Origin of the sequence: Halolamina rubra (assembly GCF_000739555.1) — an archaeon.
In the GTDB taxonomy this organism is placed as follows: domain Archaea; phylum Halobacteriota; class Halobacteria; order Halobacteriales; family Haloferacaceae; genus Halolamina; species Halolamina rubra.
Genome location: NZ_BBJN01000060.1, coordinates 1 through 10159, shown reverse-complemented (window position 1 = coordinate 10159; position 10159 = coordinate 1). Strand labels below are relative to the sequence as shown.

The 10159-nt window shown below is 71.6% G+C and carries 13 protein-coding genes and 1 tRNA gene; 4 read left to right on the top strand and 10 right to left on the bottom strand.

What is annotated here, in order from left to right; all coding sequences use genetic code 11:
• Together rplC and ACP95_RS14645 are read right to left on the bottom strand one after the other, a co-directional pair.
• The coding region (gene rplC, locus ACP95_RS14650; protein ID WP_082224705.1) for a 50S ribosomal protein L3 at nt 1-447 on the bottom strand (447 nt) is incomplete at its 3' end.
• An 18-nt stretch (nt 448-465) separates the two neighbouring features.
• Nucleotides 466-1302, bottom strand: a complete 837-nt coding sequence (locus ACP95_RS14645) for a putative RNA uridine N3 methyltransferase (RefSeq protein WP_049981914.1) — start codon at nt 1300-1302, stop codon at nt 466-468.
• A 242-nt stretch (nt 1303-1544) separates the two neighbouring features.
• Between ACP95_RS14645 and ACP95_RS14640 the strand changes: the two genes are divergently transcribed.
• Nucleotides 1545-1615, top strand: a tRNA-Gly gene (locus ACP95_RS14640).
• A gap of 212 nt (nt 1616-1827) precedes the next feature.
• Here the strand turns inward: ACP95_RS14640 and ACP95_RS14635 are convergent.
• Both ACP95_RS14635 and ACP95_RS14630 read right to left on the bottom strand, forming a co-directional pair.
• Nucleotides 1828-2619 carry a M48 family metallopeptidase gene (locus ACP95_RS14635; protein WP_082224704.1) on the bottom strand — a complete coding sequence of 264 codons (792 nt, stop codon included), beginning with the start codon at nt 2617-2619 and terminating at the stop codon, nt 1828-1830.
• Nucleotides 2620-2670: 51 nt separating this feature from the next.
• Nucleotides 2671-3618 carry a phosphotransferase family protein gene (locus ACP95_RS14630; RefSeq protein ID WP_049981910.1) on the bottom strand — a complete coding sequence of 316 codons (948 nt, stop codon included), beginning with the start codon at nt 3616-3618 and terminating at the stop codon, nt 2671-2673.
• Between the two features lie 100 nt (nt 3619-3718).
• Here ACP95_RS14630 and ACP95_RS14625 point away from each other — a divergent pair, with 100 nt between their 5' ends.
• A complete protein-coding gene (locus tag ACP95_RS14625; protein WP_049981909.1) occupies nt 3719-4114 on the top strand; it encodes a VOC family protein in 396 nt (131 codons plus the stop codon).
• An 11-nt stretch (nt 4115-4125) separates the two neighbouring features.
• On the opposite strand, the gene ACP95_RS14620 is transcribed toward ACP95_RS14625, so the two are convergent.
• Nucleotides 4126-4443 carry a hypothetical protein gene (locus ACP95_RS14620; protein ID WP_237560456.1) on the bottom strand — a complete coding sequence of 106 codons (318 nt, stop codon included), beginning with the start codon at nt 4441-4443 and terminating at the stop codon, nt 4126-4128.
• A 113-nt stretch (nt 4444-4556) separates the two neighbouring features.
• Between ACP95_RS14620 and ACP95_RS14615 the strand changes: the two genes are divergently transcribed.
• Entirely contained in the window at nt 4557-5246 is a 690-nt protein-coding gene (locus ACP95_RS14615) for a DUF1028 domain-containing protein (RefSeq protein WP_049981911.1), read from the top strand.
• Nucleotide 5247: 1 nt separating this feature from the next.
• Here ACP95_RS14615 and ACP95_RS14610 read toward each other — a convergent pair whose 3' ends face one another.
• The 4 genes from ACP95_RS14610 to ACP95_RS14595 all read right to left on the bottom strand — a co-directional run bounded on the left by ACP95_RS14610 (nt 5248) and on the right by ACP95_RS14595 (nt 8630).
• Nucleotides 5248-6336 carry a glutamate--cysteine ligase gene (locus ACP95_RS14610; protein ID WP_049981908.1) on the bottom strand — a complete coding sequence of 363 codons (1089 nt, stop codon included), beginning with the start codon at nt 6334-6336 and terminating at the stop codon, nt 5248-5250.
• Between the two features lie 76 nt (nt 6337-6412).
• Nucleotides 6413-7045, bottom strand: coding sequence for a fibrillarin-like rRNA/tRNA 2'-O-methyltransferase (locus tag ACP95_RS14605; protein ID WP_049981907.1), 633 nt, complete (start codon nt 7043-7045; stop codon nt 6413-6415).
• Nucleotides 7038-7967 (bottom strand): NOP5/NOP56 family protein, encoded by a 930-nt coding sequence (locus ACP95_RS14600; protein ID WP_049981906.1) that lies wholly within the window; start codon nt 7965-7967, stop codon nt 7038-7040. The genes ACP95_RS14605 and ACP95_RS14600 overlap by 8 nt, the downstream gene beginning before the upstream one ends.
• Nucleotides 7968-8048: 81 nt before the next feature.
• A complete protein-coding gene (locus ACP95_RS14595) occupies nt 8049-8630 on the bottom strand; it encodes a peroxidase-related enzyme (RefSeq protein ID WP_049981905.1) in 582 nt (193 codons plus the stop codon).
• Between the two features lie 72 nt (nt 8631-8702).
• Between ACP95_RS14595 and ACP95_RS14590 the strand changes: the two genes are divergently transcribed.
• Complete coding sequence (locus ACP95_RS14590; protein WP_049981904.1) at nt 8703-9437, top strand: GNAT family N-acetyltransferase; 735 nt, start codon at nt 8703-8705, stop codon at nt 9435-9437.
• Here the strand turns inward: ACP95_RS14590 and ACP95_RS14585 are convergent.
• Nucleotides 9422-9913: a metal-dependent hydrolase gene (locus ACP95_RS14585; RefSeq protein WP_049981903.1), complete on the bottom strand. Its 492-nt coding sequence runs from the start codon at nt 9911-9913 to the stop codon at nt 9422-9424. The two genes, ACP95_RS14590 and ACP95_RS14585, sit on opposite strands and share 16 nt — an antisense overlap.
• Between the last annotated feature and the right edge of the window lie 246 nt (nt 9914-10159).

Sequence of the window (10159 nt, the reverse complement as noted above, 5' to 3'; positions counted from 1 at the left end):
GGGGGTGGTGTGGGTGATGACCCGGAGGTCGTCGACCGCACCCTCCTCGACGAGCGTCCGCAGCTCGTCGGCGTCGCCCTCGAAGTCGTTTTCGGCCGGCAGGTCCAGCGCGCGGTCGAGCTCGTCGTGGAACTCGGACGCCCAAACCTCGGTTGCCGGCTTCGATCCGTACGCCGTGTCCTCGTAGGCTCGCACGGCGATCGCGTGCATCGGGGGGGTCTCGACGACGGTAACGGGGACGGACTCCTCCATCCCGTTCCGCGGCGAGTCCTCCTCGTCGTTGACCATCACGACGTGGGTCATGCCGGCCTTGTAGCCAGCGAACCCCTGCAGTGCAGGGGAGCCCTCGTCGTCCGGCCACGAGCGGATACGCGGCACTTCCGACGCCGCACGCGTTCGCGGGCCGAAGCCCAGCGAGCCTTTTCGTGGTCTGCTTGGTTGTGGCATGTTCGTTTTCCTCCGCGCTCAGTCCCTGAGCGCGAGCGGGGCGAGCGTGGCGAACACCGCTTCCTCGGTGCGAACCACCTCGCTGCCCTGATTCGGAACCGTATTCAGCCAGAGGTCGAACCCGGGCGAGTCGGGTTCGACGGGGAGATCGTCGGGGGATACCCCCAAGATCTCCGGAAGCCCGCGGCCCGGCGAGCCGAAGACGACGGTGGCGCCGTCCCGGTAGCGCGGGGCGAGTTCGGTCAGCCGCGAACGGGTGAGTTCGTCCCCGTGGCGCGACGTGCCGATGCAGAGGCCCGCGTCGTCGCGGGCCAGGGCTTCCTGGATGTCCCCGCAGGCGTCGACGGTAAACCCGGGTGGGTCCTCGTCGACCAGCCGTGCGCGGACGGGTTCTCGCGAAGAGACCCTGACTGTGACGCGCTCCCCCTCCTCGACCGCCATCGACGGCGGGACGAGCAGGGAGATCGGGTGTTGCAGTCCGCAATTGACCCGGACGCGGTCGTCAGGTCCGACCTCGGTCACGATTCCTTCTCTCGACTCCGGGGTTTCACCCTCGGAGCCGGTCCGTGGGGAGACACGCATGGGGGGGAGGACGCCTGCGTAGCGCAGTTCGTCGCGTTCGTCCCAGACCTCCCGACGGAGGTACGGTGGCGTGGCCGCGTAGGCCAGCACCGTGCGGACGAACGCCCCGCCCCAGCGGCCCTCGGCTTCCCGATCGGGGAAGACGAGGATTCGCTCGGCCCGGTAGATGACCGCCGCGCGAGCCACGTACCCGAGCTTTCGGGTCGCCTCGCGCTTGTCCTCGGCCTCCCGGACCAACGACGACGGAACGACGAGTGTCGTGTCGCCCGTCATGTGCCTCGCCACTGGACTGTACAGTCAGTTCTGAACGCCAGCGTAAAAGGGTAGCGACTCAGCACGGGGGCTGTGACGGCGTCACACGCCGCCAGACGCCCGTTGGTGGCTTTCTTTCGTTCGTCAGTGTGTGACGTGGATGTCGGATAGCGACATCGACGCCACCCCGGCGCCGGCAGTCGATTGGACGCGTTTCGGAAGTCTTAAGAAGAAAACCGCACTTGGTTGGAGTGCGAAGGAACGCGCTGGTAGTGTAGTGGTATCACGTGACCTTGCCATGGTCACAACCTGGGTTCAAATCCCAGCCAGCGCATTTCTGTTGGGACTACTGTTCGAGCGACGAGCATCGCGAGTCGCGAGTCGTCCCAACAGAAATCGGTCCGCTGGATTTGAAGCAGGGAACGGAAGGTGAGCGAGCACCGCGAGCGAGCGGGAGTGACCGTGGTTCAAATCCCAGCCAGCGCATTTCTGTCGACGCTAACTGTTCGAGCGGTGAGCGTATGAACCGCGAGTCGGCGTCGACGCCTACAGATCTTCTTCCGAAAAAACCAACTCGGCGCTGTGCTCCCGTAACCACGCGCGGTGCTGCTCCCACTCGGGGTCGAACTCCTCGACGATCGCCCAGAACGCCTCCCCGTGGTTCATCTCCCGCAGGTGGGCGAGCTCGTGGACGACGATGTAGTCGACGATCGCCGGCGGCGCCTGCATCAGCCGCCAGTTCAGCCCGAGCGTCCCGCTGCTGGAACAGCTCCCCCACTTCGTCTTCTGGTTCCGGATCTCGATCCCCCCGTACTCGACGCCCATCCGCGGCGCGTAGCTGTCCGCCCGCTCCGTGAACTCCGCCCGCGCGAGCGACCGGTAGAAGTTCTCCAGCGCCCGCTTCACCGACGACTGCTCGACGGCGCTCCGCCGGAGTCTGATCGTCTCCTCGGTGAGTTCGTTGCGCCGCGCCGGCTCGACCACCAGTTCGCGCTCCGTACCCAGCACCGGGAACGACTCGCCGGGCTCGAACGTCCGGTCCGGCACGCGCTCGCGGTAGCGCTCGAACTCGCGGTGTTTCTCGACCACCCACGACGCCTTCTCCCGGAGGAACTCCTCGGCGCGCAGGCGCGCCCCCGCGGGAAGGACGACCGTCACGCCGTGGACGTCGACGTCGATGCGGGCCCGCGTGGCCTCGTCGCTGTGGCGGACCGCGTACTCGACGACGGTGCCCGAGAGATCGATTCGCCGCGAGGGCGTCCCGCTCGGCCCCGCTTCAGAGTCGTCACCGCCCCGGGCACCCCCGACGCTGCCGGCCTCGTCGAGCGGGTCAGTCATACCGCCACCGTCCGTCCGGAGGGAGTTATCTGCACCGGTGGGGAGTGAGCACTACGTCATCGCCTCCCGGGCGGCTGCCACGCGCGACTCGAACTCCTCGCGCACGTCCGCCGCGAGTTCGTCGTTCGGCGTCTCGACCGTCGGCGCCCAGCTCTCGAACGTCTGCGGGACCAGGAGGTGGGCGAACGCTCGGTACAGCGGCCGCCGCGCCGCCAGCCCCGTCGGGAGCGAGCCCGCCGTCGCGGTGTAGCCGTCGTACAGCGCCGCACGGAGTCGATCCCGATCCCCCTCGTCGACGTCGATCTGGTCGATCAGGTGCCCCTCGGCGTCGACGAGGTCGAACGCCGGATCGCCGACGAGCGCGCGCTCCCAGTCCAGCAGCCCCGTCGGATCGACGTGGACGTTGATGCGGCTGCAGTCGCCGTGCAGCAGCGCCGGCCGCTCGTCGATCGTCGGTGCCAGCTCCGTGACCGTCTCGATCAGCCGGTCCGGGATGTCCGCGAACCGATCGGGGAACCAGTCCTCGGCGCGCCACGCGGCGGTTCGGCGGAGCGTGTCGACCCAGTCGTCGCCCGCCAGTTCGAGCGACGCCGCGTCGCCGCCCTCGACGGTGCCGGTGCGGTCGAACCGGGCCTCGTGGGTCCGCGCGAGCGCGGCGCCGGCCCGCCGGAGCAGGCGTTCCCGGTCGCCGTCGTCGGTCCACGGCTCGTTCAGCGGCGTCCCGGGGAGGGGTTCGGTCGCGAGGTACGGCACGTCGGGATCGGCAGCCACGACCCCCGGCACGCGGATCGGCGCGTTCGCCCCGGCGTACCGCGTGGCGGCGATCTCCCGGACGAGCCGGGTCGGCCCGTCCGTCGTCGTCTTGAGGTACACCGGGTCGTGCTCCTCGAACCGGACCAACCCGGTCGCGTTCCCCCGGCGCGTCTCCCGGGTGTCCACGGACGCGACCGACCGGTCCGGGAACGCCCGTGTCGTCCTCTCGGCGAGTGGGTCACCCATCGGGGCTACCGTCGCGGCCCGAGCGGTTTGGAACTACCGGCGTCCACCCTCGGCTGGGAGCCGCCGATGATTTATCCCCGTCAGCGACGACGCTCCGACCGTGAACCCCAGCCACCTCGATCACGCGAACCTCACGATCCCGGCGGACCGCGTCGACGACGCCGTCGCGTTCTACCGCGACGCCCTCGGCTTCGAACTCGAGGATCTCGACGCGTACCGCGCGGGCGACCGGCCGATCTTCTCGATCCGCCTCTCGGCGACCAGCCTGCTCCACGTCAGCCCGAGCGAGAGCTTCGAGCCGCCCCGAGAGACGAACTTCGACCACGTGGCGATCGTCGTCGAGGAGTCGATCGACGCGATCGAGCGGGAGCTGACGGATGCGGGGATCGAGATCGAACGCGCGGCTCGCGACCTGAAGGGGGCCACGGGAACCGCGCCGGCGGTGTACGTACGCGACCCGTTCGGCTACCGCGTGGAGATCAAGGCCGCGGACTGACCACGCACCGCTCAGACCTCCCGCGTCGAGTCGTCGGGCCCCTCCTCGCCGGCGCCGGCGTCGACCGTCTCGTCGACGCCCCGTTCGAGCGTCGCGTCGGTCTCGACGCGAACCACCCCCTCGAGCGAGCAGAGGTCGTCGACGCCGGCCTCCGGCAGCCTGACCAGCCAGCAGCCGAAGTCCAGGTCGTCGACGACCTCGCCGTCCGCCGCCGCGATGGTCTCCCGTAGCGGCTCGGGGTCCGCGTCGTCGTCGAGCTCGACGACCAGTCCGACCGTCGACTCGCCGGGGTCGTCGCGCATCCGCCGAACCGGGTGGGAGAGGTACACGGTCGACGGTGGCGCCCCGATCGGCCAAAAGCGTTCGGTCGGGGCCGGAACGTTGAAGCCCGCAACAGCCCCAGATGGCGTGTGTTCGACAGTACCACGGTCGGGGTGTGGCCGTGACCATCTCGATCGCGGCCCGCGACCCCGAGTCCTCGCAGTACGGCGTCGCCGTCGCGTCGGCGTTCCCCGCGGTCGGCGCGGTCTGCCCCTGGGTGAGCGCCGACGGCGCCGTCGTCACCCAGTCGTGGGACGCCGGCGCCGACTACGGCGAGTCGATCCGCTACCTGCTCGGGCGGGGGTTCTCGCTCCCGACCGCGGCCGAGGCGCTGATCGCCGGGCGGGACGGCTCGGTCGGCCTCCAGCTCCACGGCATCGACGCCGGCGGGGAGACGTACGCCCACACCGGCGAGAAGTGCGTCGACCACGCCGACCACTTCACGGGCGAGGGGTACACCGTCGCCGGCGACCTGCTCGCGAGCCCGGACGTGATCGACGCCGTCGCCGCCGGCTTCGAGCGCGCCACCGGGCGGTTCACCGACCGCCTGCTCACCGCGCTCGAGGCCAGCGAGTCCGCCGGCGGCGACAAGCGCGGCGACAACCTCAGCGCGGCCGTGCTGGTGTACGGCGAGCCCGCGAAGCTCTACCACAACCTCCGGGTCGACACCCCCGGCCAGCCCATCGCCGACCTCCGCGAGGCGTACGAGTCCGCGCTGGAGACCGAGCGCGGCATGGACGACGAGGAGATGCAGAAGTTCTGGGGCGACGACGTGCCCGAGACGATCCGGGAGTACCCGATCCGGTACTGAGCTACAGCAGCAGCGCCTCCCGCAGCGCCTCGCTTCCGCCGTTCTCGTGAATCCGGCGCTGGCGCTGGCTCCCGCTCTCCCGATCGAGCAGGGTCGCGAGCGCCTCGTCGCCGATCCGGTCGCAGGTGCGCTCGACCGCCTCCGCCAGCCCGATCGTCGACTCGCCGTCGCGGTCCAGGAACGTCGCGTCGTGGCCGTGACGCATCGCGCGCCACTTGTTCTCGTCCAGCAGCTCCCGGCGGATCCCGTCCCCGAGCGGCCCGCGCTCGCCGTCCTCGTAGCGCTCGGCGAGGTCGGTCACGAGCGCGTGGATCCCCTCGACGAACGCCTTCACGACCGCGGGGTCGCGCTGGGCGTCCGGGGTGCGGATCTCGACGGTGCCGTGGCCGGTGTGGGGTCGCACGTCGTACCAGAGCTCGCCGCGGTCGTCGATCGACCCTTGTTCGACCATCCGGCGTTCGAAGCGTTCGTAGGCCTCGTAGTCCGCGAACCGCGTGGGCATCCCCGTGTTGGGGAGGTTCTCGAACACCTTCGACCGCGCCGAGGCGAGCCCGGTGTCGAACCCGTTCCAGAACGGGGAGTTCGCCGACAGCGCGAGCATCGGCGGCAGGTCCCAGCGGAGCTCGTTGGCGATCCAGACCGCCTTGTCCGGGTCGTCGACGCCGACGTGGACGTGCAGCCCCGCGGTCGTGTTGCGGTGCTGGGGGTACTGGATCCGCTCGAGCTGCGAGCGGTACCGCGGCTTCTCGGCGTGGTCGAGTTCGCGCCAGCGCGCCTCGGGGTGGAGCCCGGCGGCGGCGATCCGGTAGCCGTGCTCCGCTGCGTAGTCGACCAGCGCCTCCCGCACCGCGAGCAGCTGCTCCTCGGCGTCGCCCACGTCCTCGATCAGCGGCGTCTGCGTCTCGATGATGAACTGGAACAGCTCGTGGTCCAGCCGCCCCCCGAGCGGCGCCGGCGGCTCGTCGTCGCCGTACACCAGCTCCGTCGTCCCCGAGACGGGCAGCCCGTCCTCGTCGACGACGTAGAACTCCTCCTCGACCCCGAGGGTGCCCATCCGGTCGAAGCTCGCCCGGGAACCCAGTTCCTCCATTTGCTCGACTCTGAGGGCCCCCACGTAAATAGGGTGCCGGCTCCGGTACGCTCGGCGTGTCAGCCGCCGGCAGCGTTCACCGCTTCCGGGCGACGACCCCGAGGTGGTCGTCGTGGTACGGCTCCAGTCGCTCGGTTTCGAGGATCTCGTAGCTGCCCGAGAGCGTCGCCCGCACGTCCTCGAACACGGCCTGGGGCTCGGCGACCACGTCCTCGCTGCGGGCCTTGATCGCCGCGAGCAGCAGGCCGTCGTCGGCGAGGAACTGCGCGTTGCGGTTCGCGACCTCCGCCTGGCCCCGAGTCGCCACGTCCTGGACGATGCAGTCCAGCCCGGACTCGACGACGCCCGCGTACTCCCGCGGGCGCCGCGCGTCGGCGAGCAGCGGGAACAGGTTCGGCCGGGACTCGGCCACGTCGACCAGATCGCGGACGGGCCGCGGCGCGAACTCCACCGCGTACGTCGGCCCGGCGAAGTCGGCGACGTGGCTCACGGTCGTCCCGGAGGCGGCGCCGAGGTAGAGGAGTTTCTCGCCGCCGGCCAGCCGGGTGTCCATCCCGAGTTCGAGCATCGCGCCCAGCTTCGAGCGCCCGGCGTCCCAGACCCGCCGGTCGTCGACGGTCGGCTCGCCGTACACTGGCTCGCCGGCGGTCGTCAGGCGCGCTTCGCCCGCGACGGTGCGGCGCTCGACGCCCGCGGGGAGCTCACTCATCGTCCACCTCCGCGTCGGCGGCGCCGTCGCCGCCCGCCACTTCTCCGCCGTCGTCGCCGTCGGTGGTCTCGTCGCTCTCGCTCTCCGCACGCGCGCGGATCGTCTCCATCCGCTCGCGCAGGTCCTCGTGGACGCTCGCCCGGCGCTCGCCGGCGTAGTGGTCGATCCGGGCGGCGATGGCGAGCTTGCCGGCCAGCGCCCGCGCCGCCGAGCCGCGGTCGTCGGGGCGCGTGCCCCGGACGAACTCGTGGGTGAAGATCACGCCGTGTTTCGGCGACGGCGCGTGCCCGCGGAGGTGGGCGAACAGCGCGTCCTCGGCGCCGAGCACCTGCACGGTGCCGGCGGGCTTCTTCGCCAGCGACTCCAGCCCGCCCGCCAGCGAGATCAGGCGCGCGGCCAGCACCGGCCCGGCCATCTCCGCGAGGTTGGGGGCGACCTCGGGTGCGCGGCGCTCGACGAACGCCCGCAGGTCGTCGCGCTCGTCGCGCAGGTCGACCGCGCGCTGTGCCAGCGAGACGGCCCGCTCCTCGGTCGCGTCCGCGGGCTCGTGGGCGGCGACGACGGCCGCGAAGTCGAGCCCGGTGGCGTCGGCGTCCACGTCGAGCAGCGCGCCGGCCCACTCCTCCAGTCGCTCGGCGAGCTCGTTGGCGGTGCGCTCGGCGTCGTCCATCGCCCGCAGCGCGTGGATCAACTGCTGGTCGTCGGCGCGTCCGGCCGCACGGGCGGCCTCGCGGGCGGCGTCGACGGTCGCCGCGTGCAGCCGGTCGTAGTACTCCGCTTCCTCGGCGGCGAAGCCGGATTCGACCGCCAGCGCGGGCCAGTCCCGGGGCTCGTCGGCCGCAGCCTCGCGGATCGCCGCCGCCGCGGCCGCGGCGTCGCCGGGGTCGACGCCGGCGAACCAGGCGTCATCGGTCTCGGTCATTACCGGCCTTTCCCCCCGTAGTTGTTTAGGCGTTCCCGAAACGGCCGGGCGTCGGCGGCCTCCCGGCGCGCCGGTGCCCGCTCAGCGCCCCATCGTGTGGAACTCGGCGTTGGGGCGCATGTCCGCGAACATCGCCATCCGGTTGCTGAGGTTGAAGAAGGCGGTGACGGCAGCGATGTCCCACATCTCCTCCGGGCTGTACCCCACCTCCGCGAGCCGCTCGAGGTCGGCCTCGGTCACGCGGTCGGGGTGCTCGGTGAGTGTCACCGCCACGTCGAGCATCGTCATGCGCTTCTCGCTCACGTCGGCCTGTCGGTAGTTCGCGACCAGCTGGTCGGCGAGCTCGGGGTTCCCGGAGTAGATCCGCAGCAGCGCGCCGTGGGCGACGTTGCAGTAGTAGCAGTGGTTCCGCCCGGAGACGGCGACGACGAGCATCTCCACCTCCTCGCGGTCGAGCGTGGTGTCGTCGACGAGCGCGTCGTGGTAGTCGAAGAAGGCGCGGAAGTGGCTCGGCTTGTAGGCGAACGCCGAGAACACGTTTGGCGTGAAGCCGGCCTCCTCGGTCTCCTCGCCGATGCGCTCCTGCAGGTCCGCTGGGAGCTCCTCGAAGTCGGGCACCTCGAAGCGGGTCATCGCGTCGTCGTCGAGTTCGGGGTCGGCCATCGGCGGTGGTTGGGCGCGGGGCCACTTCAAGACGGCCGCTCCTTATCCCGTCCCGGCTCCAACGGGGGGGTGATGGCGCTCCCGCCCGACACCGAGGACCGGATCGCCCGCCACTGGGCCGAGCGGCTGGGCTGTTCGCCCGCGGCGTTCCGGGAGCCCGGCGTCACGGTCGTCGCTGGCTCGGCCGACGACACCGTCCGCCTGCTCGGCCGGGGCGACGCGCTCGTCGTCGCCGCGCCGGCGCGGCTCCGGGCGGCGGTCGAGAGCCACCGCGATGCGTTCGCCGACGGCTCCCTCCCCGGGGGCGACGCCGTCGACCGCGCGCTGGCCGACCGCGACGCGAGCGTCGACGGCGTCTACGGCCCGTACTGGCTCGGCTACGTCGACGAGCCCACCTTCTCCCCCGTCGAGTCCGGGGCGCGACTGCTCGTCGGCGCCGACGAACCCGCCTTCGAGCGCCTGCGGGAGCGCGTCCCAGAGGACGACTGGGCGCGCGCGTCGCCGGTGTTCCGCCCCGGTCAGACCGCGGGGCTGTTCCGGGACGACGACCTCGTCGGGGTCGCGACGCTGACCCACCTCCCGTTCCCGGACGTGGGCGTCGTCGTCGACCCGGCGCACCGCGGGCGGGGGGACGGCCGTGCGGTCGTCTCGAAGGCGACGGCGACGGCGTTCGGGATCGACGCCGACGCGATCGTGCGCTACCGGACCCGTGAGTCCGCGGCCGCGTCGGTCGCGCTGGCGGCGTCGCTGGGGTACGAGCGGTGGGCGCGGAGCGCAGTGCTGACGCTGGCTCAGGGGAGCCCCTGAGCCGCCAGCACGCCCGCGCCGCCGACCGCGGTCGCGCCCAGCAGGAGCAGCCCGTAGTTCGCGATCGTGCTGTCCGCGCGAGTGAGGTAGAGGCTGAACTCCCGCCCCCACGGCCAGAACAGGTTGACGCCGGCGGGCGTGAGCACGTCGCCCAGCAGGTGGGCGCCGACGGCGACGAAGCCGACGAAGAAGCCAAACGTCGTCAGTCGCATGCGGTCGACGACGCCGACGCCGTCGGCGAGCAGCCCGCCCGCGCCGGCGAAGGCGACGCCGACGAGCACGGCGAACAGCAGCGAGTGGGTCGGCCCGCGGTGGGGGATCCCCGGGATCCGGTTGTCCACGTCGGGCAGCATCGCCAGCCAGAGCATCGCGCCGCCGGTCACCAGCGCCGCGAGCGGTTCGCCGGCGGCGACGAACAGGTAGCCGATCGGGGCGAACACCAGCAGCGACACCCCGAGGTGGCCGGTGCGGTACATACGCAGCCCTGTCGACGGCATCGCCCTAAAGCGCTCGGGGCGAGCTGTCAGTCGGTTGGCTCGTCCTCGGCGGGGCCGTACCTCGATCGTCTCGCCGTCGGCGAAGTGACGCTCGCGATCGTCGCGGCGCGTGCCCGTCGACGTAGCAGTAGACGCCGTCGCCTCGTCCGCGGTCCGGCGGTGGGAGCCGTCACAGAACGGGTGGTCGATCGCTGAGCCCGCAGCGACAGGACCGCGATGCTCGCC

What these genes read in the sequence shown, in the direction of transcription:
- ACP95_RS14645 (WP_049981914.1), bottom strand. Translation starts at nt 1,302, where the DNA reads ATGACGGGCGACACGACACTCGTCGTTCCGTCGTCGTTGGTCCGGGAG.
- ACP95_RS14635 (WP_082224704.1), bottom strand. Translation starts at nt 2,619, where the DNA reads ATGACTGACCCGCTCGACGAGGCCGGCAGCGTCGGGGGTGCCCGGGGC.
- ACP95_RS14630 (WP_049981910.1), bottom strand. Translation starts at nt 3,618, where the DNA reads ATGGGTGACCCACTCGCCGAGAGGACGACACGGGCGTTCCCGGACCGG.
- ACP95_RS14610 (WP_049981908.1), bottom strand. Translation starts at nt 6,336, where the DNA reads ATGGAGGAACTGGGTTCCCGGGCGAGCTTCGACCGGATGGGCACCCTC.
- ACP95_RS14605 (WP_049981907.1), bottom strand. Translation starts at nt 7,045, where the DNA reads ATGAGTGAGCTCCCCGCGGGCGTCGAGCGCCGCACCGTCGCGGGCGAA.
- ACP95_RS14600 (WP_049981906.1), bottom strand. Translation starts at nt 7,967, where the DNA reads ATGACCGAGACCGATGACGCCTGGTTCGCCGGCGTCGACCCCGGCGAC.
- ACP95_RS14595 (WP_049981905.1), bottom strand. Translation starts at nt 8,630, where the DNA reads ATGGCCGACCCCGAACTCGACGACGACGCGATGACCCGCTTCGAGGTG.
- ACP95_RS14590 (WP_049981904.1), top strand. Translation starts at nt 8,703, where the DNA reads ATGGCGCTCCCGCCCGACACCGAGGACCGGATCGCCCGCCACTGGGCC.
- ACP95_RS14585 (WP_049981903.1), bottom strand. Translation starts at nt 9,913, where the DNA reads ATGTACCGCACCGGCCACCTCGGGGTGTCGCTGCTGGTGTTCGCCCCG.